This is a genomic window from Caproicibacterium sp. BJN0003 (genome assembly GCF_026314295.1).
GTDB lineage: Bacteria > Bacillota > Clostridia > Oscillospirales > Acutalibacteraceae > Caproicibacterium.
The window spans coordinates 1855738-1880186 of sequence record NZ_CP111108.1 but is presented as its reverse complement, the minus strand read 5'-3'; the positions used below and the strand labels follow the sequence as shown (position 1 = coordinate 1880186).

At 52.5% G+C, this 24449-nt stretch carries 25 protein-coding genes and 1 pseudogene; 25 read left to right on the top strand and 1 reads right to left on the bottom strand.

Features of this window, described 5'->3' with window-relative positions:
• Nucleotides 1-78: 78 nt before the first annotated feature.
• Entirely contained in the window at nt 79-402 is a 324-nt protein-coding gene (locus OP489_RS09340) for an ArsR/SmtB family transcription factor (protein WP_266161708.1), read from the bottom strand.
• 67 nt (nt 403-469) lie between these two features.
• Here OP489_RS09340 and OP489_RS09335 point away from each other — a divergent pair, with 67 nt between their 5' ends.
• The 25 genes and pseudogenes from OP489_RS09335 to OP489_RS09215 all read left to right on the top strand — a co-directional run bounded on the left by OP489_RS09335 (nt 470) and on the right by OP489_RS09215 (nt 24447).
• The gene (locus OP489_RS09335) at nt 470-691 is read left to right on the top strand and encodes a DUF2000 family protein (protein WP_416232446.1); all 222 of its coding nucleotides are present in this window, start codon (nt 470-472) and stop codon (nt 689-691) included.
• 611 nt (nt 692-1302) lie between these two features.
• A complete protein-coding gene (locus OP489_RS09330; RefSeq protein WP_266161706.1) occupies nt 1303-2262 on the top strand; it encodes an AAA family ATPase in 960 nt (319 codons plus the stop codon).
• Nucleotides 2263-4743 (top strand): S8 family peptidase, encoded by a 2481-nt coding sequence (locus OP489_RS09325; RefSeq protein WP_266161704.1) that lies wholly within the window; start codon nt 2263-2265, stop codon nt 4741-4743. It abuts the gene before it with no gap.
• Nucleotides 4744-5114: 371 nt separating this feature from the next.
• Nucleotides 5115-5933 (top strand): ParA family protein, encoded by an 819-nt coding sequence (locus tag OP489_RS09320; protein WP_266161703.1) that lies wholly within the window; start codon nt 5115-5117, stop codon nt 5931-5933.
• Nucleotides 5890-6825 (top strand): ParB/RepB/Spo0J family partition protein, encoded by a 936-nt coding sequence (locus OP489_RS09315; RefSeq protein WP_266161701.1) that lies wholly within the window; start codon nt 5890-5892, stop codon nt 6823-6825. Before OP489_RS09320 ends, OP489_RS09315 begins: the two co-directional genes overlap by 44 nt.
• 66 nt (nt 6826-6891) lie before the next feature.
• The gene (locus OP489_RS09310; protein ID WP_266161700.1) at nt 6892-7479 is read left to right on the top strand and encodes a hypothetical protein; all 588 of its coding nucleotides are present in this window, start codon (nt 6892-6894) and stop codon (nt 7477-7479) included.
• 48 nt (nt 7480-7527) lie between these two features.
• Nucleotides 7528-8118 carry a hypothetical protein gene (locus tag OP489_RS09305; protein ID WP_266161698.1) on the top strand — a complete coding sequence of 197 codons (591 nt, stop codon included), beginning with the start codon at nt 7528-7530 and terminating at the stop codon, nt 8116-8118.
• Between the two features lie 68 nt (nt 8119-8186).
• On the top strand, nt 8187-10052 hold the full coding sequence (locus OP489_RS09300) for a DUF5057 domain-containing protein (RefSeq protein ID WP_266161697.1): 1866 nt from the start codon (nt 8187-8189) through the stop codon (nt 10050-10052).
• Nucleotides 10053-10082: 30 nt separating this feature from the next.
• On the top strand, nt 10083-10964 hold the full coding sequence (locus OP489_RS09295; protein WP_266161696.1) for a DUF6017 domain-containing protein: 882 nt from the start codon (nt 10083-10085) through the stop codon (nt 10962-10964).
• Between the two features lie 58 nt (nt 10965-11022).
• A pseudogene (locus OP489_RS09290) lies at nt 11023-11388 on the top strand (hypothetical protein).
• A gap of 1 nt (nt 11389) precedes the next feature.
• A complete protein-coding gene (locus OP489_RS09285) occupies nt 11390-11614 on the top strand; it encodes a hypothetical protein (protein ID WP_266161695.1) in 225 nt (74 codons plus the stop codon).
• Nucleotides 11615-11650: 36 nt separating this feature from the next.
• Nucleotides 11651-12142 (top strand): PcfB family protein, encoded by a 492-nt coding sequence (locus OP489_RS09280; RefSeq protein ID WP_266161694.1) that lies wholly within the window; start codon nt 11651-11653, stop codon nt 12140-12142.
• Nucleotides 12139-13929 (top strand): VirD4-like conjugal transfer protein, CD1115 family, encoded by a 1791-nt coding sequence (locus tag OP489_RS09275; protein WP_180340638.1) that lies wholly within the window; start codon nt 12139-12141, stop codon nt 13927-13929. The genes OP489_RS09280 and OP489_RS09275 overlap by 4 nt, the downstream gene beginning before the upstream one ends.
• 41 nt (nt 13930-13970) lie before the next feature.
• Nucleotides 13971-14186 carry a Maff2 family mobile element protein gene (locus tag OP489_RS09270; RefSeq protein WP_013485766.1) on the top strand — a complete coding sequence of 72 codons (216 nt, stop codon included), beginning with the start codon at nt 13971-13973 and terminating at the stop codon, nt 14184-14186.
• Nucleotides 14187-14245: 59 nt separating this feature from the next.
• Complete coding sequence (locus OP489_RS09265) at nt 14246-15043, top strand: DUF6674 family protein (RefSeq protein ID WP_180340639.1); 798 nt, start codon at nt 14246-14248, stop codon at nt 15041-15043.
• 117 nt (nt 15044-15160) lie between these two features.
• Nucleotides 15161-15970: a VirB6/TrbL-like conjugal transfer protein, CD1112 family gene (locus tag OP489_RS09260; RefSeq protein WP_416232475.1), complete on the top strand. Its 810-nt coding sequence runs from the start codon at nt 15161-15163 to the stop codon at nt 15968-15970.
• A 15-nt stretch (nt 15971-15985) separates the two neighbouring features.
• On the top strand, nt 15986-16393 hold the full coding sequence (locus tag OP489_RS09255; RefSeq protein ID WP_266161691.1) for a hypothetical protein: 408 nt from the start codon (nt 15986-15988) through the stop codon (nt 16391-16393).
• Nucleotide 16394: 1 nt separating this feature from the next.
• Nucleotides 16395-16853: a PrgI family protein gene (locus OP489_RS09250; protein ID WP_266161690.1), complete on the top strand. Its 459-nt coding sequence runs from the start codon at nt 16395-16397 to the stop codon at nt 16851-16853.
• Nucleotides 16780-19158: a VirB4-like conjugal transfer ATPase, CD1110 family gene (locus OP489_RS09245; protein ID WP_266163520.1), complete on the top strand. Its 2379-nt coding sequence runs from the start codon at nt 16780-16782 to the stop codon at nt 19156-19158. Before OP489_RS09250 ends, OP489_RS09245 begins: the two co-directional genes overlap by 74 nt.
• Nucleotides 19159-19193: 35 nt before the next feature.
• Nucleotides 19194-20921: a C40 family peptidase gene (locus OP489_RS09240; protein WP_266161689.1), complete on the top strand. Its 1728-nt coding sequence runs from the start codon at nt 19194-19196 to the stop codon at nt 20919-20921.
• A 19-nt stretch (nt 20922-20940) separates the two neighbouring features.
• The gene (locus OP489_RS09235; protein ID WP_180340646.1) at nt 20941-21189 is read left to right on the top strand and encodes a DUF4315 family protein; all 249 of its coding nucleotides are present in this window, start codon (nt 20941-20943) and stop codon (nt 21187-21189) included.
• Entirely contained in the window at nt 21176-21931 is a 756-nt protein-coding gene (locus OP489_RS09230; protein ID WP_180340647.1) for a CD1107 family mobile element protein, read from the top strand. Before OP489_RS09235 ends, OP489_RS09230 begins: the two co-directional genes overlap by 14 nt.
• Nucleotides 21928-22107: a hypothetical protein gene (locus tag OP489_RS09225; protein ID WP_266161688.1), complete on the top strand. Its 180-nt coding sequence runs from the start codon at nt 21928-21930 to the stop codon at nt 22105-22107. The genes OP489_RS09230 and OP489_RS09225 overlap by 4 nt, the downstream gene beginning before the upstream one ends.
• Nucleotides 22088-24148, top strand: a complete 2061-nt coding sequence (locus tag OP489_RS09220; protein ID WP_266161687.1) for a DNA topoisomerase 3 — start codon at nt 22088-22090, stop codon at nt 24146-24148. Before OP489_RS09225 ends, OP489_RS09220 begins: the two co-directional genes overlap by 20 nt.
• Nucleotides 24145-24447: an immunoglobulin gene (locus OP489_RS09215; RefSeq protein WP_180340649.1), complete on the top strand. Its 303-nt coding sequence runs from the start codon at nt 24145-24147 to the stop codon at nt 24445-24447. Before OP489_RS09220 ends, OP489_RS09215 begins: the two co-directional genes overlap by 4 nt.
• Nucleotides 24448-24449: the final 2 nt, after the last annotated feature.

Below are 24449 nucleotides of genomic sequence, written 5' to 3'. Positions count from 1 at the left end.
TCACTTTCGATAAAAGGACAATCATATCAAAATATTTTGATGTATTCTGCTTTAAAAAAGCCATCATCCAGATAGCTTTTAGTATTTGCAGCAAATGCAGCCAATATTCTCTTCGGCTACTGCGTTGGGCGTTGTCAATTCTTTCAGTAGAGTACCAGCATAAGCGCTGCCCTTTTCACTGATTTTGTAATGTGTCCATTTGCCTTCCTGACGGCTCTCCACAATACCTGATTCAACCAGAATCTTCATGTGATAGGAAAGCCCCGACTGCCCTAAGTCCAATTGTTCCAACAAAATGCAGGCGCATTTTTCCCCGCCGCGAAGAAGCTCAAGTATCCTTAAACGTTTTTCATCACACAATGCTTTGAACACTTTTGCGTGTTCCTCATAAACGGTTGCCAAGTCATCACCTCATATCAAAATTATTTGATGTGTTATTAGTATATGCGTCAAATCAAGTTTTGTCAATATGAAATACGCAATATCATTATTCAGTTTACGCCTGACGCAGACGATAAGCGCGTCCGATGTCCATTTTTCCGATGTGGCACAGAGTTGTAATATTTACAGTGAATACGTTTCAAAAGCAGTATCTGTACCAGAACAAGAACATACTTATTTTGGAATTGCTATTTATGGAAGTAAGAAAAAAGTAAATAAGTTAACAGGATTTATGCCTCTTCTGAAATAGTTAGCGTAAATAAAAGCGTAGCCGCAGAGCCTTCTCTCCGCAGCTGCGCTTTTTCCCATTTTATAGTTCATAAATAAAATAGACGACACAAAAAGAGCCACGAAACATTTTAGTTTCGTGGCCTAGATGGTGCGAGTGTTCTTACGGCACTTATTAAAAAAAGCCAGTAATATCAAGGGTTTGTAGGTAATCGAAAAGCAGTATTTACACCCCAAAATCGAATATGCTCATCATATTTTAGAGGGCGTTCCACGAAAATGGGACGTCCTTTTTTCGGAAATGAAGGCTGCACGACCAACGTAATTGCTATCGCCAACCAATAAGGTGGCGGCGTCGGCAATCGTAACACCAGAACAAGGCCCCCAAAGTGCCGCTGGCGATTCATAGGAAAGTCCTGCCTTCGGTCTAAGACTGTTACACTGCCGTCAGAATAAATTATTCCCAAAATCCGCTTTTTGGCATAACATGATTAAGAATAAGAATACTCTATTTATGGACACATTTAGGGTCCTATTAAAATGATGAGCAGGACATGTTCGATTTTATTGACTTTTGAGGCTCTAACGAGTACTATTATTATGATTTATTCTATATATTGGGGAGGTGATTTTGTGGCAACGGCTGAACATGTTAATAACCTTATTAAAGCACATATTGACCACGATGAAGAGAAATTCAAAACAGTGGTTCTTCAAATCGCTGCATATGAAGCAAAGCATGGCCACGAAACCTTCGCCCGAGAGTTGAAACAGTATGCCGAAAAAATCGGATCTACAAAGGGAAATATTTTACGATTAAACCAACAAAACCCCATGCTACTTATGACCGTTCCCTCTGACAGACTTTCTGATTTAATTGTATCAGATGAAATCGCTGGCCGTATTGAACGTATTTTAAATGAGTTCAGAAACCGCAACAAGCTTCAAAAATACGGGTTAAGCAACCGAAGGAAAATCCTCATCGAGGGCAAACCAGGTACCGGTAAGACCTTTACTGCATCTGTTATTGCTTCTGAGTTGGGGCTTCCTCTTTATACTGTACAGATGGATAAATTGGTCACCAAGTTTATGGGCGAAACCAGTTCCAAGTTGCGTCAAATTTTTGATTCCGTAGATTCGTCTATTGGCGTGTACTTTTTCGATGAATTTGACGCGATTGGTGCTGACCGGGGTCTGGACAACGAAGTTGGCGAGATGCGTAGAATCTTGAACTCTTTTCTTCAATTTATCGAGCAAGACACATCAGAAAGTATTATAATAGCAGCGACTAACAATCAAAAGTTGTTGGATCAGGCTCTATTCAGACGCTTTGATGATGTTCTTCACTATTCTATGCCGACCAAGGACGAAATTCGTCGTTTGTTTGAATTGAAACTGACGACTTTTGACAATAGTTTTGAAACATCAACGGACCTCGTTGAAAGGGCTAAAGTTTTAAGTCATGCTGAAATTATTCGCGTATGTGATGATGCCATTAAAAGTGCCATCTTGAGTAACTCTGAGATAAGCCAAAAGCAACTTATGCTCTTGGTCGATGAGCGTATTGCCGCATATTCGTCAAAGGAGGCATAAGTGTTGGAAATAGAAAAGAAAAATATTTTTTTGCGGAATACAATGGACTCGTTACCGTATGTATCACGCCGCACTCCTTTTGAGGTCGATTATCCTAAGCGTAGTAACCCAGGCGCTCACGCTGCTTTTATTAGCCGGAAATTGCAGGAGTGTCGAGAACAGTCACTTACTCAAAAGCAAGTTGCGGCTATCCGGTACAAAGAAGGCGTATACCTTGAGTTTTCTAGTGCAGCGCAACATGATTTGGCTATAAAAAGCCTAGAGAATCTTCAGAAAGGTATACGTCTTTTGAACGTCAAGACAGATGCAAGTACTGAAACAGTAAAGGCAACTGTCTACATACCCGCAGGGCAAGAGGCGTATTTTCTTGAGAAGGTACAAGCCTATGCTGAACCTGTTGAAGAAGGGCAAAAGCCCAAAAACAATAATTTGGTGCGAAGCATTGAGAATGTCAAATTAGCAATGCTGGATTCTTTTTGGTTTGGTGACCTGCGAACCATGCCAGCAGATGTTCCAGTTTGGTGTGAAATTTGGCTTCGCTATGAACAAAACGATATGGAAGAAGCAGAGGACAACTTTGTTAGCTGCTGTGCAGATTTTCGAATCGAATTGAACGAGCGACATATTGTTTTCCCAGAGCGAATTGTACGTCTTGTCAAAGCTAACAGTGAACAACTCAAAAATATGATTTCCGCCTGTGAGTATATTGCTGAAATGCGTCGCGCTCCAGAATCCACTAGCTTTTTTGATGAATTAACGGGTAGAGAACAGCAAGAGTGGGTAAAGGAATTATTATCGCGAACAACTTTTCATGATACAAAAGCAACAGTTTGCCTTTTAGACACAGGTTTGTCTGCTGCGCACCCGCTATTATCTCCAGCGGTTTATGATCAAGGTGTGCAGGCAGTTGAATCCACTTGGGGAACAGCTGATGATGAGGGCCACGGAACCGAAATGGCCGGTATTGCATTGTACAAAGATTTGAAGGAACAACTTGTGGATGATAAACCACAAGATATTCTCCATAAGATTGAATCAGTAAAAATTCTACCACCACGCGGTGAAAATCCACCGGATTTGTATGGTGCCGTAACAGAACGTGCAGTAGCTTTAGCTGAAATTGCAAACCCCGAAGCAGAACGAGCTGTATGCATGGCAGTAACGTCTTCCGAATACAACACCCCAGATGGCAGCCCTACTTCATGGTCTGCTGCTTTGGACAGCCTTACTTCTGGCGCCGAGGGGAGCGAAGAAAAGAGACTTTTCTTCGTCAGTGCAGGTAATGTTGAACCTGCAGAATTGTCGGATGTAGCCTACCCTGATGCAAGCGTGCTACATTGCGTTGAAAATCCGGGACAATCATGGAATGCTTTGACTGTTGGTGCATATACCAAGGATGTAACCATTGGAGCTCAAGAATACAATGGCTTCTCCCCCGTTGCCGACAAAGGAGCCCTCTCTCCGTACAGTTCAACATCGGTAAACTGGGACAACAAATGGCCAATAAAGCCAGAGATCCTCTTGGATGGTGGTAATGTTGCTACAAACGGACAAGATTATATGTCTTGCCCTGACCTTTCTTTGCTGACGACAAACCGACAGCCTCTCGTCCGGCCATTCTCTACAATTTGGGGTACAAGCTCCGCAACAGCTCAAGCAGCATGGATGGCTGCTCAAATTTACGCGAAGTACCCAGGGATTTGGCCAGAAACTGTACGAGCTTTATTAGTCCATTCCGCAAGATGGACTGGTGAAATGCATAAGCAGTTCTGTACGGATGAATTAAAGACAAAAGGGCGACGAAACTTGCTTCGCTCATGTGGTTATGGAATTCCGCATTTAGATAAGGCTATCCAATGTATGAACAATTCCGTGAATATGATTATTCAAGGTGAACTCCAACCATTTGAGAAAAATGGAAGTCGACCTCAAATGAAGGAGATGCACTTACATAAGATTCCTTGGCCTGCGGAAGTCCTCCAAGCATTGGGTAGCATTGATGTTGAATTGCGCGTTACATTATCCTATTTCATTGAACCCGGTCCTGGCGAAAAAGGTTGGCGAGACAGGTATCGCTATCCTTCATGCGGATTACGTTTTGATGTGATGAATACGGATGAAACCATTGAGGACTTCAAGAAACGTATCGATATAAAAATGCGTGGAGAAGATATTAAGGACAAGGGCGACGGAAGCAGTGGAAGTACACGCTGGTATTTAGGCTCTGATAATAGAGATGTAGGATCAATCCATTCTGATTTCATTAAAGACAGTGCTGTGAACTTGTGTAATGCCAATTACATTGCAGTGTATCCAGTTATTGGGTGGTGGCGTGAAAGAAGTTATCTCGGAAAATGTGATAGCAAAATTAGATATTCTCTGGTAGTATCTCTTTCCACGCCCAAACAAGATGTTGATCTGTACACTCCCATCATCACGCAGATACCAAACACAATACAAGTGGGCATTCCAACTCCATAAGAACGATAGGCAAGGGCATTTGCTCTTGCCTATTTTATATATCCAACCATTCAAAAGAGTAATTTATAAACTTGTGCTGATATCTCGGTTGCGAGTGTTCTTACAGCATTTATTTCACAAGGGAGGTAGTATAAGTGAGAAAATCGAAGAAAACAAGAGAAAAATAGAGCAGAGCCGTCAAGTTCGACGGCTCTGCTGCTGGTGCGAGTGTTCTTACGGCATTTATTCAAAGAAGTCAGTAATACCAAGGGCTTACGGGCAATTAAGAAGCAGTATTTACCCCCAAAAATCGAATAAGTTCATCATATTTTAAGGGCGTTCCGTAAAAAGGAACGTCCTTTTTCTATTTCAGCGGGAGGTGAAAAAATCACATGACCAATGTAATTGCCGTTGCCAATCAAAAGGGCGGCGTCGGCAAGACCACAACTTGTGCCAATCTCGGCATCGGGCTGGCGCAGGAAGGGAAAAAGGTGCTTTTGGTGGACAGCGACCCGCAGGGTTCCCTGACCATCAGTTTGGGCAATCCCCAGCCTGACCAACTGCCCGTGACGCTGGCGACGATCATGGGTAAGGTGCTGAACGAGGAAACCATCGTCCCCGGTGAGGGCCTTTTGCATCATGACGAAGGCGTTGACCTGATGCCCGCCAACATCGAGCTTTCCGGCATGGAGGTATCGCTCGTCAACGCCATGAGCCGTGAAAAAATTCTGAAGCAATATCTGGACGGCGTAAAACGTCAATACGACTACGTGCTGTTGGACTGTATGCCCTCGCTGGGGATGCTGACCGTCAACGCGCTGGCCGCTGCCGACAGCGTACTCATTCCCGTTCAGGCGCAGTATCTTCCGGCGAAGGGCCTCGAACAGCTTTTGCAGACGATCAATAAGGTGCGGCGGCAGATCAATCCGAAACTCAAAATCGACGGCATTCTGCTGACGATGGTGGACAGTCGGACCAATTATTCCAAAGAAATCAGCGCCCTGCTGCGGGACACCTACGGCTCAAAGCTGAAAATATTTGACGTGGAGATTCCCCATTCCGTCCGTGCCGCCGAGACCAGCGCGGAGGGCCGGAGTATTTTCGTGCATGACCCGAAAGGCAAGGTTGCCGAAGCGTACCGGGAACTGACGAAGGAGGTGCTAAAAATTGAAAAGCAGCGCCAAAAACATAAGTCTGAACAGCTACGATGATATTTTCTCCACGGAGGAAACCCGCGAGGATGAAAAGCTGGAAAAGGTCACGGATATGCCGCTTTCGGAGCTGCACCCGTTCCCCGACCATCCGTTTCAGGTGCGGGACGATGATGCCATGAAAGAAACTGTGGAGAGCATTAAGGAATACGGCGTGTTGGTTCCCGTCATTGTCCGTCCCCGAGCGGACGGCGGTTATGAGCTTATTTCCGGCCATCGGCGCAAACACGCCTGCGAATTGGCGGGGCTTTCCACCATGCCGGTTATCATCCGTGACCTGGACGATGACGCCGCGACCATTATCATGGTTGACAGCAACATCCAGCGTGAAAATATCCTGCCGAGTGAACGGGCCAAGGCGTACAAAATGAAGCTGGAAGCCATTAAGCGGCAAGGTGCACGGACGGATTTAACTTCCCGACAAGTTGTCGGGAAGTTGGAAGGTTTAGAAAGTGCTGAACTTGTGGGGAAAGAAGCTGGCGAAAGTGGCAGGCAGGTGCAGCGTTTTATCCGGCTGAATGAGCTGACGCCGCAGCTTCAGCAGATGGTGGACGATAAAAAAATTGCCATGACCCCTGCCGTGGAGCTGTCGTACCTCAAACCGGAGGAACAGACGCTTTTGCTGGACACCATCGAAAGCGAACAGGTCACCCCTTCTCTCTCACAGGCCCAGCGGCTGAAAAAATTCAGCGCGGATGGGCATTTGAATGAGGACAGTATGATGGCGATCATGTCGGAGGAAAAGAAACCGGAGAAAAACGACTTGACTATTAAGGCTGATAAGCTCCAAAAATATTTTCCAAAATCGTATACCCCGCAGCAGATGGAGCAGGTCATTATCCGGTTGCTTGATGGATGGCAAAAAAAGCGGCAGCGGGATCAGGAAAGGTAATAACCGTCGTTTCAGGCGTTCCGAAAGGAGCGCCTTTTTTCATGTCTTGATAAAGGAGGAAACCGCATGACAACTGAAAAAATCAACAAAAGCGAAGGTAAAAAGGAGGATGAAAAGCGAAAGCGCAAATGGCCGTATATCCTTGCGATTCTTCTGCTGTTACTGCTTCTCCTGCTGCTTTTGCTGCGGAGCTGCGGAAATCAGCACCCCTGCCCGAACCCGCCGCCGTCCAGTTCCGTTCCCTCATCGTCCGTTCCGTCTCTGGACGATACCGGGAGCGCGGAACCCGGAAGCGGCAGCACCCCGTCACGGCAGGAAATCCTGTCCCGGCTTCAAAAGCAGGAAGTCACCGTCACCGACAAGGTAAGCGCGCAGGCTTCTTTTTCCAGCGGAGCAAAGGGTAGCACAGGCATATGGGAAGTGGAAAACCCGTCCTCCAACACCGTCATTATGCAGTGTGAAATTGTGCTGAACGGCGAAGTAGTGGCAAAATCCGCGCCGATCTATCCGGGGCAGCACATCGACGGCCTCACCCTTTCCCGGCAGATTTCACACGGTGATTACAGCGTGACGGCGACAATCCGGTATTACAGCAAGGATACCAAGGCTTACCTCGGAATGGCCGACTACAAAATCCATCTTTCCGTTTCGTAATCAGCCGGACGGTCCGGTTGATATAAAAATTCATAAGGAGGCTTCTCAATGAAAAGCAAACTCAGAAAGATCCTCGCGGGCATCGTCACCTTTGCCGTACTCGGCGTGACGGCGGCAGTCCCAGCGTTCGCCGCCGACAAAACCGACACCGGTACGGGCAGCGTCACGGGAAACGTGACGATCAACGGTTCCATCTCGCCGTTGACCATCTCTGTCACACACCCGATCAACGTGGCCTATGCCATCAGCCCGGACGCCGAAACCTTTACCGCGCCCGACATCAAAGTGACCAACAACACCAAAGTCGCGGTGATCACCACAGTGGAATCCATGAAAGCCGCTTCGGGCGGAACGCTTACCTTCACCGACGTCGATCCGTCCGCGAAAGCGTGGCGTTCTCTCAACCTCGCGGATTCCAAAAAGTACATTGCGCTCGGCATTGCGGCAAAAGGCAATTCCGGCTGGAACAGCGGGTACAGCACTTCCACCCATTGGGCAGTGAACGATTCGCCGTTGCAGGTCGGGACGCTGAATCCGAGCGTTTCCGGCGCGTTGTCCCTCACGGCTGACTATGGCCTCGCGTTCGACGGAGCGTACACGGCCAACCATCAGCTTGTTTTCCAGTTCCAGCTTGCATAAAGACATGAGTGCGGGAATTGGCCGGGATTTTCCCGGCCAACCTTCCACGCCGAAAGGAGGGTTTCTATTTGAGACAATCATTCAGGCGGCTTTTTCTCGTCCCTCTGCTTGCCGCCGGAATTCTACTGTCTGGCGTTTCGCCCGCGTTCGCGGCATCCGCCGCTTCGGTGCTGACGCTGACCGCGACGCCGAATCCGTCCGGGAACTATGTGGCGCTGAACTGGACGAACAGCGACAAAAGCCAGCCGTACAGCTACATGCTCTATTCCAAATCCGCGCATGAATCGACTTTCCAGAGCATCCCTGCCAAAGATCACGCGAAGGTTCTGAACATCTACCCCATAGTCACGCCGACCGTTTCCTTTACGACGTGGCAGGGAAAGAGCTACACCCTGCCGAAGTCGGCATCCCTTAAAATGTGGATGGAAACGCCGAACGGGTATGATTCCAAAGGCTACGGCAAGGGCCTCATTTCCGTGGATACCGTTTCGATCTCGGATTTCAACGCCAATCCCGACGCTTACTTGAAAAACGCGGACGGCAATTTCAAATACGATGTGCTGTACTTCGGGGCGTGGGATAACAACAACCTGCAAGACTTATCGGCAGCGGCGGAATCCGATACGGATGCGTTTATTAGAACCGGAAGGGGCGTTTGCTTCGGACACGATACGCTTGTTTCCAACGACGCCATTGCCAATCCGAATTTTTTCAAACTCGCCCATTATGTAAACATTGAAACGATCAACCGCTATACACCGTTAGGCGGCTCGGAGATTTCCGTTACGAAAAAGGGACTGCTGACCAACTACCCTTGGAATATAGGCGGCATAGGTACGGCACTGACCGTCCCGACGTCCCACTCCAATTCGCAGATTGCACTTGGGGACATTTGGATGGCATACCAGCCGCCCTATCCATATTGCGGCGGTGTGCCGCAAAGCGATTCAACCGGCAAAGGCACCAATAATTTTTATCTGACAACATGGAGCAACTGCGCCCTAATCCAGACCGGTCACTCTAATGGTGAGGCAACGCCGGACGAGCAGCGCGTTACCGCTAATACCCTGTTTTACCTTGCTCAGATCACGACCGACACAAGCTGGAACGATCATAAGGGACAGGACTTGGACGCGCCGGACAAACCGGCTATTTCCGGCGTTACGCACAATTCCGGCCGGACGCGGTATACCGTCAATTATTCCTCGCAGGACAACGCCACCGGCTATCAATACTATGTGGAGGCTACCGGCCAGAACGACGGCGTGAAATATGATTCTCCGGTTATATCGACATCCCTAAAAACCGGTATGAAGGGCTATTCCATCGTGGTGGACAACAGCCCCGATACCGTCCCTGACGGGAGCATTACAACCACATCGGACAGCTATATTTTTTCCCGCCCGTCCGGCAGCGGCTTTTACATTCATATTGCCGCCGTGGACAATGCCGGTAACATTTCGGCTGTCACCCACTACCATACGGATGAACTCGTCTCCGTGACGCATCCGGTCAGTATCGGCTATTCCATCGACCCGAACAGCAGTACGCCGTTCACCGCACCGGATATTCCAATCACCAACCATTCCACTTTTCCCGTTAAGGTTTCCGTCGCGGGCCTGAAAGCGACTTCCGGCATCGGTGACGCCGCCCCCACAGCCTATTCGGATTGGAGCAGCCTGACGGCGGCACAGACCGGAAGTGGAATCGCGCTCGGCGTGGGAATCAGTAACACAGCCGGTTCGGGCTGGACGGCGGTTGATCGGGAAACTCCCGTTTACACGGGCGACCTCGCGTCGGAAGTGCCGCTGGGAACGCTCGGCGCGAACGGAGCATCGGGGAATCTGGCACTTACCGCTAAATTTGGTTTGGCGTGGGCAAAGACAACGAATGTGTCACATGAGCTGACGCTGAATTTCACGATTACCGACTAAGCCAGTCGTTTGAGGAAGGGAGTGATACAAATGGCGGTTTTTCGTGTGGAGCGGACACGGGATTACACAGTTATGAGTAACCATCACCTGAAGAACAGGGCTTTGTCCCTGAAAGCGAAAGGACTTTTGTCCATGATGCTCTCCCTTCCGGACGATTGGGATTACACCACGCGGGGCCTTGCCTCCATCTGCCGCGAAGGTGTGGACGCCATCGGAAAAACGCTCAAGGAGCTGGAAAGCGCGGGCTATATGGAGCGCCGACAGCTTCGCGGCAAAGACGGACGCATCACTGACACCGAATACACCATCTATGAGCAACCACGCAAATCGCCGGGTACGCCTTTCCCGGATACGGATTCACCAGATACGGAAAACCCGTATCTGGATAACCCGGATATGGAAAAACCGGATACGGAAAACCCCGCGCAATTAAATACTAAGGGAACTAATATCCCTAAAAAATCAAATACGTATGGAGCAAATACGTATCAATCCAATCCGGCAGACCGAAAACCGGAGGCCGTTGCCCCGGCTGATGCGATGGATGCGGCGGATGCCTACCGCGAAATTATCAAAGAGAATATCTCCTACGACGTCCTGCGGCAGAGATGCGACCCGGAGCGTCTGGACGAAATCGTGGGCATTATGCTCGATACCGTATGCAGCCGGAAAAAGGAGATTCGGATCGCCGGTGAGGATATGCCCGCCGAAACAGTGAAAAGCAGGCTTTTGAAGCTCGATGACAGCCACGTCGAATATGTGCTGGAGTGTCTGGACAAGAATACCACCGACGTCCGCAACATCCGAAGCTACATCCTGACCGCGCTATATCAGGCACCGACCACCATCAGCAGCTACTACTCGGCGCTGGTCAATCACGACATGTACGGAAGCGGCCCGCCCGGACGGTAAACGTCCAGCGCGGGCTGTTTTCATGCCCGACAAAAAATTGGGAAGGAGAATTTTTATCATGAAACGACCCCTCGCATACATCACCGCCCCGTGGGGCGCGGATGAAATCGAAAACACCGAGGATGCGGCGTAATATTGCCGCAAAATCTACGACGCGGGCTTTTCGCCCGTCTGCCCGATTCTGTCCCTGCCGCTTTTCCTCAACGACGCCATCCCGCAGGAACACAAGGACGGCATCGACATTGCCTGCAACTTTCTGCGCCGTGCTCATGTGCTGGTGGTCTGCGGCAGAAACGTGAACGAACCCGTGAAAAATGACATTGCCACGGCGGAACGGCTGCATATTACCGCCACCACGCTTGACGGCATTCTCACCGTCAAGGGACAGGGCCGGGAAAAAGACGCGGAAAAGGAGCGGAGGTAACGTGCCGGACTATCAGAAAATGTACCACTCGCTGTTCAACGATGTGACCGACGCCATCTCAAAGCTCCAGCAGGCGCAGCAGAAAACCGAGGAAATGTACATGGACAGCAAGGAAACCGTCCTCACCCCTTTTCTGAAAAAGAGCGAGGAAAAAAGGCCGGACAGCCGGTCCGACAGGAACCCGGCCCCGGCAAAGAAAAAGCCGCCTTCCCATGATGAACGATGATGAAAGGCGGTTTTTCCATGACAGGAGGTGTTTTGCTTGCAGGAAGAAATTGAAAACCGTTCCGTGACGCTCATCATCAGCGGCACGAAGCTCACGGGCCGGGTGCTCAAAGCGGCGATTGCTAAGTATCTGGCCCACCGGAAGGAGAAGAAAAACGCCAAGGCCCACGTCGGTCCCGTGGCCCCGCACGGCAGACAGACGGTGAAACAGCTCGTCGGTCAGAACGCGGGCGTTTCCAACATGGAGATCACCGACAGCAATATCAAATCCTTTGACCGCGTGGCGCGGAAATACGGCGTGGATTACGCCGTCAAGAAGGACCGCAGCGTTTCGCCGCCGAAATATCTCGTCTTTTTCAAGGCGCGGGACGCGGACGCGCTCACCGCCGCTTTCACCGAGTTCACGGCAAAAACGGTGAACCGGGCGAAAAGGCCCTCCGTTCTCTCGCGGCTCCGGCAGTTCAAGGATCTGGTCAAGGCGAATACCGTTGACCGGGTGAGACATAAGGAACAGGAGCGGGCGCGATGAGTGAGAAAACAAAAAAGCTGCTCCTGATGAATCTGCCCTACCTGTTTGTCGCATTGTTTGCCACCAAGTTCGGGCAGGCGTGGAGGCTGGCCGCAGGCGCGGACGCTTCGGGGAAGCTCCTGCACCTGACGGACGGCCTTACCGACGCGTTTTCCTCTCCGCTGCCGAGCTTTTATCCGGCCGACCTCGGCGTGGGCGTCCTTCTCGCCGCCGCGCTCCGGCTGGCGGTCTACGTCAAAGGCCGGAACGCCAAGAAATTCCGAAAAAACGTGGAATACGGCTCGGCCCGCTGGGGCAAGGCCGAAGATATCAGACCCTACATCGACCCCGTTTTTGAAAACAACGTCATTCTCACGCAGACGGAACGGCTTACCATGAACAGCCGTCCGAAGGACCCCAAAACATCCCGGAACAAAAACGTGCTGGTCGTCGGCGGCTCCGGTTCCGGCAAGACGCGGTTTTTCATCAAGCCGAACCTGATGCAGTGCGATTCCAAGGACTATCCGACCAGCTTCGTTGTTACGGACCCGAAGGGCAGCATCGTCGTGGAATGCGGAAGTCTCCTGCGGCGCAGGGGTTACCGCATCAAAATTCTCAACACCATCAACTTCAAAAAGTCGATGCGCTACAACCCCTTCGCGTACATCCATTCGGAAAAGGACATCTTGAAGCTGGTCACGGCGCTGATCGCCAACACCAAGGGGAACGGTAAATCCGGAGATGACTTCTGGGAAAAAGCAGAGACTCTCTTTTACACGGCACTCATCGGCTACATCCACTATGAGGCCCCGGTCGAGGAACAGAATTTCGCCACGCTGATCGAATTCATCAACGCCTCGGAGGTCCGGGAAGATGATGAGGAATTCAAAAATCCCGTAGATCTCATGTTTGAGGCGCTGGAAAAGGAAAATCCGAATCACTTCGCCGTCCGGCAATATAAGAAATATAAGTTGGCGGCGGGCAAAACAGCAAAGTCAATCCTTATTTCCTGCGGAGCAAGAATGGCCCCCTTCGACATTCAGGAGCTTCGTGACCTGACAGCCTACGACGAGCTGGAACTGGACACGCTGGGCGACCGGAAAACCGCTCTGTTCATCATTATTTCTGATACAGACGACACCTTTAATTTTTTAGTTTCGATGGCCTATACACAGCTTTTCAACCTGCTGTGCGAAAAGGCTGACGACGTGTACGGCGGACGTTTGCCCGTCCATGTCCGGTGCCTGCTCGACGAATTTGCCAACATCGGGCAGATCCCCAAGTTTGAAAAGTTGATCGCCACCATCCGAAGCCGTGAAATCTCGGCCTGCCTTGTTTTGCAGGCGCAGAGCCAACTCAAGGCCCTGTACAAAGACAACGCCGACACGATTATCGGCAACTGCGACAGCGCCATCTTCCTCGGCGGCAAGGAGCGCACGACCCTGAAAGAACTGACGGAATCACTTGGGAAGGAGACAATAGATACCTTTAACACCGGCGAAAGCCGGGGCCGTGAGGTTTCTCACAGCCTCAATTATCAAAAATTGGGGAAAGATTTAGCTTCGGTCGATGAGCTGTCCGTTCTCGACGGAGGCAAGTGTATCCTCCAGCTTCGCGGCGTCCGGCCTTTCCTTTCGGACAAGTACGACATTACAAAGCATCCGAACTACAAGTACCTGTCCGATTACAATCCCCGCAACGCCTTTCATATTGAGAAATTTCTGTCCACCCAATTAAAACCGAAACCGGACGATGTGTTCAACACGTATTCCGTTGACCTCTCCGGGGACCCGAAAGCCGCAGAATAGCGGCTTTTTTCATTTTCAAAATCAGAATTGGAGGTAATATTATGAGTTTCTTTCATTCCGCAATCGGCGTTCTCCAGACCCTCGTGATCGCCCTCGGCGCGGGCCTTGCCATTTGGGGCGCGATCAACCTTCTGGAAGGGTATGGAAATGATAATCCAGGAGCGAAAAGTCAAGGCATTAAACAGCTCATGGCGGGCGGCGGCGTGGCCCTGATCGGCATTACGCTGGTTCCGCTGCTTTCCAACCTGTTCGGCTGATGTCAATGCAAAAACACTCCGCGCCCCCATTCACGGGGCGCGGGAAAGGAGATGATCGTATGGAAAACACGGCAACCACTGCCGCACCGCTGCTGGAAAACGAGTATGTCAAGGAGCTTTTAGCCGTCATGGAAGCCAACCGTGTGCCTGCCGTGAAGGACCTGCTTGCCGTTTTTAATCAGGTAAGCGCGATGGAACGCCAGCTCGACACAGCGGTCACGGAGCTGGCCGCACTGCGTCGGGAACTCAGCGCGTCACAGAAACAGGCTCACCCCGTAAAAGCCGTTCTGCAAAATACGGGCGCGGCTATGGAAAAAAGCGTGACAGCTGTGCGTGACCGGCTGGATGCAACAAAACAGGCCGTGATCGACGGCTGCAAAAACGCCGTGGATGCGTTTCGGGAAAAAGGGATTTCCGCGCTGGATAATATCACCCGCTTTTTCAAATTGCGGCCCATGCTGGAAACCATGCGCACGGAGTTGGATAAAAGCATTCGGACTGACAGATCAGCGATGGATAAAATTGAAACCGTGAGCGCGGAGTACCATGAGGCCGGGCGGCACATCAAGAATATGGGCCGAACACTGATGGGAAACGAGGCTGCTGCCGAAGCAAAGCCTATGGGAAAGCTGGCAAAGTCTTTGGAAGCTCCATTCAGAGCGGAGCTGTCCTGCCTGTCCTCCATGAAAAAGAGCGTGGAGAAAGCCCTTCTCCGTCTGACCGCGCTGGAGCAATCGGCGCAGCGGAAGCCCTCCGTTCAGCAGAGCATCCACGCTCTCAGCGAAAAACTCGCGCGGGAGCAAAAATCCGCACCCGCCGCCGAAAAGTCCCGGTCCGTGTCCCATGAGGCGCGTTAGTTACCGTTCGTACCGCCTCATGGTGAAAACAGGCGGCGGAAAAGGAGGTGATGCCACTTGGATTTCATCAAGCAGCAGATTACCGAATGGCTGAAAGAAATACTCGTCGGCGGCATCATGAACAACCTGTCAGGCATGTTCGACAACGTAAACAGTCAGGTCGGGCAGATCGCCTCTCAGGTGGGAACGACGCCGCAGGCGTGGAACACCGGCATTTACAACATGATCCAAACCCTGTCCGAAAACGTCATGATGCCCATCGCGGGCTTGATCCTCGCGTTCGTCATGACGCTGGAGCTGATTCAGATCATTACCGATAAGAACAATTTTCACGACATCGAAAGCGCTGTTTTCTTTCGGTGGATTTTCAAAACGGCCTGCGCCATCCTCATCGTGACCAACACATGGAATATCGTCATGGGCATATTCGACGTGGCGCAGAGCGTGGTAAACAGCGCGGCGGGAATCATCGTTTCCGACACGTCCATCGACATCAGTTCCGTCACGGCAAACCTTCAGACGCGGCTCATGGCAATGGACCTCGGCCCCTTGTTCGGGCTGTGGTTTCAGAGCATTTTCGTGGGCTTTACCATGTGGGCGCTCACGATCTGCATTTTCATCATCGTGTACGGCAGGATGATCGAGATCTATTTAGCCACTTCCATCGCGCCAATCCCGATGGCGACGATGCTAAACCGGGAATCGGGCGGCATGGGGCAGAATTATCTGCGTTCCCTGTTCGCGCTGGGATTTCAGGGCTTTCTCATCATCGTCTGCGTGGCGATTTACGCCGTTCTTGTAAAAAGTATCAGCGTGAGCACGGATGTCAGCAAGGCCATCTGGACTTGCATGGGGTACACGGTGCTGCTGTGCTTTACGCTCTTTAAGACCGGAAGCCTCGCAAAATCAATTTTTAGCGTGCATTAACGGAGGTGATATTCAATGCAGGACAAATTACAGGAGCTTCTTGACAGGCTGGACGCCAATCTTGAGGATTTTCGGAAAACGTGGGAAGCTAGCGATAAAGCAAAGCTGATCGACGGTTCCCGCGAAATCACCGCAATCAGGGACGCCCATTATTATCTGACCGAAAGTCACGGCTTTGAACCGGAGGAAATCGACTATCTTCTTCTGTTTGAAAATCCCTTGCAGGTCGTCGCGGATAAATGGTTGGAACGCACGGAAGATCTGAGCGATTTCAGCTTCGCGCTCGACGAGGTGTTCGACAAGCAGGACGCGCTCCGGGACTACGAACGGAAAGAAAAGCCGTCCGTTCTGGAACAGCTTCATCATACCGCCGATACTGCCGCGAAAGCCGCGCGCCCGACAAAAGAACAGGAGGCGCGCTGACATGGCCTATGTTCCCGTACCCAAGGACCTGACCGCAGTGAAAACGAAGGTTCTGTTCAATTTAACAAAACGGCAGCTTGTTTGTTTCAGCGGCGGCGCGCTTGTTGGTGTACCGCTTTTCTTTTTGCTCAAGGGGCCTTTGGGGTTCAGCACCGGAGCCGCTTCCCTTTGCATGGTTCTCGTGATGCTGCCGTTTTTCCTGATGGCCATCTACGAGAAAAACGGCCTGCCGCTGGAAAAAATCGTCCGCAACATTGCCCAGGTGCTGTTTCTCCGTCCAAAACAGCGGCCCTATCAGACCAACAATTTTTACGCCGTGCTCGCGCGGCAAAGTAAGCTCGACAAGGAGGTGCATCGGATTGTCGGTAAAAAAGCAAAAACCAGCCATGAAACGGTCATTGACCCGCGCCGAGAGGCGTCAGATCGAAGCCGCCGTCACAAAGGCGCGGCAGACCGATAAGAAAAAGCAGTCGGCGCAGGACAGCATCCCGTTTCAGCGGATGTTCCCGGACGGAATCTGCCGTGTGACCGACAGCTATTACACGAAAACCGTTCAGTTTCAGGACATCAACTATCAGCTCAATCAGAACGAGGACAAGACCGCCATTTTTGAAGGCTGGTGCGATTTCCTCAACTATTTCGACAACTCCATCAAATTTCAACTCTCGTTTTTAAACCTCTCTGCAACGCGGGACAGCTTTGCGAAAAGCGTCACCATCCCGCCGCAGGGCGACGATTTTGACAGCTTGCGTTCGGAGTACACGGAAATGCTCCGGAATCAGCTAGCCAAAGGCAACAACGGCCTCATCAAGACCAAATACCTGACCTTCGGCATCGAAGCGGACAGCCTGAAAGCGGCCAAGCCCCGGCTGGAACGCGTCGAAATCGACATTCTCAACAACTTCAAACATCTCGGCGTAACCGCCGCTTCTCTGAACGGCGCGGACCGTCTGAAGCTGCTGCACGACATCTTCCGCATGGACACGCCGGAGCCGTTCCGATTTTCGTGGGACTGGCTGGCTCCATCCGGACTCTCCGTCAAGGATTTCATCGCGCCCAGCTCTTTCGAGTTCAAAAGCGGCAACATGTTCGGTATGGGGCATCAGGTGGGTGCGGTATCGTTCCTGCAAATTCTCGCTCCGGAGCTGAACGACCGAATGCTGGCTGATTTTCTCGATATGGAATCCAGCCTCATCGTCACCATGCACATCCAATCCATCGACCAGGTGAATGCCATCAAGACGGTGAAGCGGAAAATCACGGATTTGGATTCTATGAAGATTCAGGAGCAGAAAAAGGCCATCCGTTCCGGCTACGACATGGACATCATCCCTTCCGATCTTGCCACCTACGGCGAGGAGGCGAAGAAGCTGCTGCAGGATTTGCAGTCCCGTAACGAGCGCATGTTTCTCGTGACCTTTCTTGTCCTCAATGTGGCCGAGAACAGGCAGCGGCTGGATAACAACGTGTTTCAGGCAAGCTCCCTTGCACAGAAATACAACTGCGCGCTGACCCGGCTCGACTTCCGGCAGGAGGAAGGGCTGATGAGCAGCCTGCCGCTCGGCTTGAATCAGGTGGAAATCCAGCGGGGCCTGACCACGTCGAGCACCGCTATTTTTATCCCCTTCACCACGCAGGAACTGTTCCAGACCGGGCGCGAGGCGCTGTACTGCGGGCTGAACGCTTTGAGCAACAACCTCATCATGGTGGATCGAAAGCTGCTAAAAAATCCGAACGGCCTGATTCTCGGCACACCGGGCGCAGGCAAATCCTTCGCCGCCAAGCGGGAGATCGTCAACGTATTCCTCGTCACAAACGACGACATCATCGTCTGCGATCCGGAGGCCGAATACGGCCCGCTGATTGAGCGCCTGCAAGGGCAGATCATCAAAATTTCGCCCGCGTCCACCGATTATATCAACCCGATGGACATCAACCTCAACTATTCCGAGGAAGAAAACCCTCTGTCCCTCAAGTCAGACTTCATTTTGTCGCTCTGTGAGCTGATCGTCGGCGGCAAGGAGGGCTTGCAGCCGGTGGAAAAGACGGTCATCGACCGCTGCGTGAGGCTGGTTTACCGGGATTACTTCAGTGACCCTCGCCCGGAAAGCATGCCGATTCTGGAGGATTTGTATAACGAGCTGCGGCGGCAGGACGAAAAGGAAGCGCAGTACATCGCCACGGCGCTGGAAATCTACGTTACCGGCTCCCTCAACGTGTTCAACCACCGCACAACCGTGAACGTGAGAAACCGCGTCGTCAGCTACGACATCCGGGAGTTAGGCAAGCAGCTCAAAAAACTCGGGATGCTCATCGTACAGGATCAGGTCTGGAACCGCGTCACCGTCAACCGGGCCGTGGGAAAATCCACGCGCTACTATATCGACGAGTTCCATCTGCTCTTAAAAGAAGAACAGACTGCCGCCTATTCCGTGGAAATCTGGAAGCGGTTTCGCAAGTGGGGCGGTATTCCGACCGGAATCACGCAGAACATAAAGGATTTGCTCTCTTCCCACGAGATCGAGAACATCTTTGAAAACTCGGATTACATCTATATGCTCAATCAGGCGTCCGGCGACCGGCAGATTCTCGCCAAGCAGCTCGGCATTTCGCCACACCAGCTTTCCTACGTCACCCATTCCGGCGAGGGCGAAGGGCTGCTATTTTATGGCAACGTCATTCTGCCGTTTATTGATCATTTCCCGAAAGACACGGAGATGTACCGCATCATGACCACCAAGCCGCAGGAAGTGGCGGCAACATGAGCGTTCCTATTCAACGGGATCGGAGGTGATACGGAATGGAAAAACGTGCACCCCGCCTGCAATTCACGGATGAGGAACAAACTGACCCCGTATTAAAGGAATCTGTCCGCAGGGCGAAGAAAGCGGCGACGGCAGCGGATCAGACGCAGGAGAAAATACCGAAAAAGAAAGTTCTTCGCAAGCAGCACACCTTTGATAAGCCCACGGGTAAAGCAAAGATGCGCTTGTATTTTGAGGAAGTAGACAAGAAAAAACCATCCAAACTCACTCACGCCATCCGGGACGCGCCCCAAAACGCTGTTTTGATGCAGTTTCACCGGGAAATCCGGCAGTCCGAGGATGAAAACGTCGGCGTGGAGGCCGCGCACAAAAGCGGAGAAGCCACCGAAATGGGCGGGCGTCTGGCGCGCAGCGCCTATCGCTCCCACAAACTGAAACCCTACCGGAAATCGGCCAAAGCGGAAAAACGGCTCGACCGCGCCAACCTCGGTTATTTGCAGAAAAAGGCCGCGCGGGATAATCCGCAGCCCTCCGGCAATCCTTTGGCCCACTGGCGGCAAAAGCGCGCCGTCAAAAAACAGTATGTCGCCGCGAAACGGGCCGGGCAGTTCACGGGTTCCGCCGGGAAAACTGCCCAAAACACTTCTAAAGCGGCAAAGACGGCGGCGCGGGAGAGCAAGCGGGCGGCGGCATTTGTCGGACGGCACCGGAACGGTTTTCTGATTGTTGCGAGCGTTTTTCTGGTGCTGGTCCTGTTTTTGAACGTCCTGTCCTCCAGCTCGGTTCTGCTGGAGGGCGGGTTATCCGGCGTTACCGCGTCCACCTATCCTTCCACGGATGACGCCATGCTCGGCGCGGAGGCCGCTTACGCTCAAAAGGAAACGGACCTTCAGAATGAAATCGACCGTTACGAACAGAGGCACCCCGGCTATGACGAATATCATTATGACCTCGATAAAATCGGCCACGACCCCTATGTGCTAATCTCCATCCTGACGGCGTGGCACGGCGGCGAATGGACGCTGGATGAAGTCCGGGACACGCTTTCCACCCTGTTCTCAAAAGAATACCAACTGACGCAGACTGTGGAGACGGAAACCCGAACCCGCACGGAAACGGATACGGTGACGGACCCGGATGGCACGACCCACACCGAAAGCCACCAAGTTCCCTATACCTACACCATCTGCAATGTGAAACTGCATAACGAGGATTTGTCCCATCTTCCCATTTCCATTATGAACGAGGATCAGGTCGGCGTGTACTCGATGTATATGTCCACCCTCGGCAACCGGCCCGACCTGTTCCCTTCATCGGCCTATCCGAACGCATCCACCGTCAAAAAGCCCACGGAGTACGATATTCCCCCGGAGGAAATGACGGACGCGCGGTTTGCAGCAATGATGACGGAAGCGAAAAAATACATCGGCTATCCTTATGTTTGGGGCGGCAGCAGCCCGAAAACCTCGTTCGACTGCTCCGGTTACGTATCGTGGGTGATCAATCACAGCGGATGGAACGTGGGACGGTTGGGGGCCCAGGGCCTCTGCGACATCTGCACTCCGGTTTCTGCCGCCGACGTAAGACCCGGCGACCTTGTTTTCTTTGAACACACCTACGATACCGACGGCGTGTCCCATGTGGGCATCTACGTCGGAAACGGCATGATGCTCGCGGCCGGAGACCCCATCGGCTACTCGAACCTCAACATAAGCTACTGGCAAAGCCATTTTTACACGTTCGGGCGTTTACCGAATCCATAACAGATTGGAGGAATCAACCGTGAACCCGAAATTCAAAAAAATCGACACCGAGTATGAAAAGAACGCGGCGAAAATCTCCGCGCTGCAAAACCGGCAGAAGGAACTGGAAAAGCAGCGCCGGGAGCTGGAAAATCTCGATATTGTCGGCCTTGTGCGGGGCATGGGCATGACGGCGGAGGAACTCTCCGCGCTCATGAAAGCGTCCCGCGAAAACCGCCCCGTGTCCGATCAGAACAAACAGGAGGGAACCACTCATGAAGAAATCTAAAATCCGCATATTCGTCTGCCTGATGGCCGCCGTGTCCTGCACGGCGGCTTTTTCCGTCAATGCCCTCGCCTACAGCGAAGGGAAAACCTCTCCGACCTTGAGCAGTTCAAGCGTCGCGCAGAGCAGTACCGCTTCGTCGGCGGCATCATCCGGAACGTCAACGTCGTCTGAAACATCTCTCAAGCCGCTGACGCCGGACGGAACCGGGACGGTGATCGACAACGTAACCAACGAGGACGGCAAGGAGTTTTTCACGATTACCACGCCGAGCAAGCACGTTTTTTACCTGATTATCGACCGGCAGAAAAATGCTGAAAACGTCTACTTCCTCGACGCCGTGACGGACAAGGACCTGCTGGCGCTGGCAAAAAGCGATAACGAGGACGTTTCCGGTTCTTCCTCGTCCAAGGCCGATTCCGCCCCGGAGACATCCTCCGCACCAACCGCATCGACGCCCACGGTTTCATCCGTTTCCCGGCCGGAAAAGCAGAATAACAGCGCCGGAATCGCGGCAGTCGCCGTGCTTGCAGCCGTTCTCGTCGGCGCGGCGGTCTGGTTCTTCAAATTCCGCAAGCCGGATAAAAAGGACAAAAACAGGCCCGACCCGGACGATTACGATTACACCGATGGCGGGGACGACGAATCTGAGCCGGACGACGAACCGGAAGTTCCTGACGAAGAAACAGCGCAAAAAGATGAGCCGGAAACTTCCGACGGTGAAACGGAGCGTGAGGACGAATGACCTTTTTCACCGACAGTCCTTTCGAGCGGATGATGGTACAGAAGCCCCGGTACAGGCGGGAGGAACGGCCTCCCGAACCGCCAAAAAGCCGTCCTGACCATCCCCGTGACTGTTATCGTGACCTTATTATCACTCCGAGACGAAAGGAGAATGAAAATGCGGCTTGTAATCAGTGAAAAGCCCTCGGTTGCCCAAAGCATCGCCGCCGTGATCGGCGCAAAGCAGCGCGGCGACGGGTTTCTGGAGGGTAACGGCTACCTCGTTTCATGGTGCCTCGGCCATCTCGCGGAGCTGGCAAGCGCCGACGCCTACGATGAAAAATACGCCAAGTGGCGGCGTGAGGATTTACCTATTCTTCCAGGGAACTGGCGGTTTACCGTAAGCGGGGACAAACAAAAGCAGTTCAATATTCTCCGCACCCTGATGCGCCGTGACGATGTGGAAGAAATTATCAATGCCTGTGACGCCGGACGCGAGGGCGAACTGATCTTCCGCACCGTGTACGACATGGCAGGCTGCTCCAAGCCGATGAAACGGCTCTGGATTTCCTCGATGGAGGACGAGGCCATCCGGCAGGGCTTTGCCGATTTGAAACCGGGCCGGGATTACGACGGGCTGCATCAGTCCGCGCTCTGCCGATCCAAGGCCGACTGGCTGGTTGGCATCAACGCGACGCGCCTGTTTTCGGTACTCTACCACCGCACCCTGAACGTCGGGCGCGTCATGTCACCGACGCTGGCGCTCATCGTGCAGCGGGAAGCGGAAATTTCCGCGTTTCAGCCGGAGCCGTTTTACACGGTCAGTCTCGATTGCGGCGGCTTTGCCGCCATCGGCGACAAGCTGAAAGCAAAGCCGGAAGCCGAGGCCGTTACCGCCGCCTGCAAGGACAAGGCGGCAATCGTCAAGGCCGCGGAGCGAAAAGAAAAGTACGAAAAGCCACCCGCGCTTTACGACCTGACCACCCTCCAGCGCGACGCCAACCGACTGCTTGGCTTTACCGCGCAGCAGACGCTGGACTATCTGCAATCGCTGTATGAAAAGAAACTCTGCACCTATCCCCGCACCGACAGCCGGTTCCTAACAAACGATATGGAAGGAACTGTTCCGGCGCTTGCATCCGTTGCCGCCACGATCTGCGGCGCGGATGTTCCAGAAAAGCTCAACGCCGGTCAGGTCTGCGACAGCGCGAAGGTCAGCGACCACCACGCCGTCGTTCCCACCTCCGGCGCGGGCAAAGCGGACTGTTCCGCGCTGCCTGCCGGGGAGCGTGAAATCCTGCGGCTCGTTTCCCGGCAGCTTCTCTGCGCGGTCGGCAGTCCGCACCAATACGCCGAAACCGCCGTCATGCTGGACTGCGCCGGGTACGGATTTGCCGCCAAGGGCAAGACGATACTCGTTCCGGGCTGGAAAATCTATTTGCAGGAACAGGCCGACAAGCCCCTGCCCGAACCGGAAGAGGGACAGGACATCGCTGTTTCCTCTGTTTCCGTCAAAGAGGGCAAAACCTCGCCATCCAAGCACTACACGGAGGATACGCTTCTTTCCGCAATGGAAACGGCGGGTGCGAAAGAGATGCCTGACGACGCGGAGCGCAAGGGCCTCGGCACCCCCGCCACCCGCGCGGCCATTTTGGAAAAGCTCGTTACCACCGGATTCGTGGAACGGAAAAAGGCCAAGAAAACCGTCAATCTCATCCCGTCACAAGTCGGCGTGTCGCTCGTCACCGTCCTGCCGGAACAGCTTCAATCCCCGCTGCTGACCGCCGAATGGGAAAACCGGCTCAAACAGGTGGAGCACGGCGAACTGGAGCCGGACGCCTTTATGAACGGGATTTGTTCCATGCTCCGGGAGCTGGTAAAAACCTATGCGCCGGCCAAAGGCGCGGAGGTGCTGTTCCCCTCCGGGCGCGAGGTAATCGGCAAATGCCCCCGCTGCGGCGGCAGCGTGACCGAAAGCAGAAAAGGCTTTTTCTGCGAAAACGACAGTTGCCAGTTCGGGCTTTGGAAGGACAACCGATTTTTCGCCGCCAAGAAAAAGGTACTGACAAAAGCCGTCGCCGCCGCGCTCCTGAAGGATGGGCGCGTAAGGCTTACCGGTTGCTATTCCGAGAAAACCGGCAAGACCTACGACGCGACGGCGATTTTGGAAGATACCGGGGAGCGCGTGAATTTCAAGCTGGAATTTGATTCAGGGACGAAAAAGCGTGACGGAACATGAAACTTACGAAATATGAGCGGGAGACGATCATCTGCTATAACGAGGAAGAAGCGACGGCCAGCGTTTACACGCACAATAAAAAACTCATTCAAAAGCTCAAACGGCTCTCGGAGAAATACCCCGACAAGGTGAAGCCGGAGCGACTGGAGCATCGAGGGGCCGTCAGCTATCTTGTTCCCAAACGCTGTGTCTCCGTCCGGGAACCGTATAACGATCAGCGGCGCGAAGCTGACAGTTTGAGGGCAAAAACAGCGAAAATACGGCCTCCCGACAGGAGCATACGCTCCGAAAACAAATAATG

Bases quoted from the DNA above. Each gene is read 5' to 3' on its own strand.
- OP489_RS09250 (WP_266161690.1), top strand. From the start codon at position 16,395: ATGGCCTATGTTCCCGTACCCAAGGACCTGACCGCAGTGAAAACGAAG.
- OP489_RS09230 (WP_180340647.1), top strand. From the start codon at position 21,176: ATGAAGAAATCTAAAATCCGCATATTCGTCTGCCTGATGGCCGCCGTG.
- OP489_RS09305 (WP_266161698.1), top strand. From the start codon at position 7,528: ATGAAAAGCAAACTCAGAAAGATCCTCGCGGGCATCGTCACCTTTGCC.
- OP489_RS09335 (WP_416232446.1), top strand. From the start codon at position 470: ATGAAATACGCAATATCATTATTCAGTTTACGCCTGACGCAGACGATA.
- OP489_RS09220 (WP_266161687.1), top strand. From the start codon at position 22,088: ATGCGGCTTGTAATCAGTGAAAAGCCCTCGGTTGCCCAAAGCATCGCC.
- OP489_RS09245 (WP_266163520.1), top strand. From the start codon at position 16,780: ATGAAACGGTCATTGACCCGCGCCGAGAGGCGTCAGATCGAAGCCGCC.
- OP489_RS09260 (WP_416232475.1), top strand. From the start codon at position 15,161: ATGAACAACCTGTCAGGCATGTTCGACAACGTAAACAGTCAGGTCGGG.
- OP489_RS09225 (WP_266161688.1), top strand. From the start codon at position 21,928: ATGACCTTTTTCACCGACAGTCCTTTCGAGCGGATGATGGTACAGAAG.
- OP489_RS09320 (WP_266161703.1), top strand. From the start codon at position 5,115: ATGACCAATGTAATTGCCGTTGCCAATCAAAAGGGCGGCGTCGGCAAG.
- OP489_RS09270 (WP_013485766.1), top strand. From the start codon at position 13,971: ATGAGTTTCTTTCATTCCGCAATCGGCGTTCTCCAGACCCTCGTGATC.
- OP489_RS09310 (WP_266161700.1), top strand. From the start codon at position 6,892: ATGACAACTGAAAAAATCAACAAAAGCGAAGGTAAAAAGGAGGATGAA.
- OP489_RS09240 (WP_266161689.1), top strand. From the start codon at position 19,194: ATGGAAAAACGTGCACCCCGCCTGCAATTCACGGATGAGGAACAAACT.
- OP489_RS09295 (WP_266161696.1), top strand. From the start codon at position 10,083: ATGGCGGTTTTTCGTGTGGAGCGGACACGGGATTACACAGTTATGAGT.
- OP489_RS09215 (WP_180340649.1), top strand. From the start codon at position 24,145: ATGAAACTTACGAAATATGAGCGGGAGACGATCATCTGCTATAACGAG.
- OP489_RS09265 (WP_180340639.1), top strand. From the start codon at position 14,246: ATGGAAAACACGGCAACCACTGCCGCACCGCTGCTGGAAAACGAGTAT.
- OP489_RS09255 (WP_266161691.1), top strand. From the start codon at position 15,986: ATGCAGGACAAATTACAGGAGCTTCTTGACAGGCTGGACGCCAATCTT.
- OP489_RS09275 (WP_180340638.1), top strand. From the start codon at position 12,139: ATGAGTGAGAAAACAAAAAAGCTGCTCCTGATGAATCTGCCCTACCTG.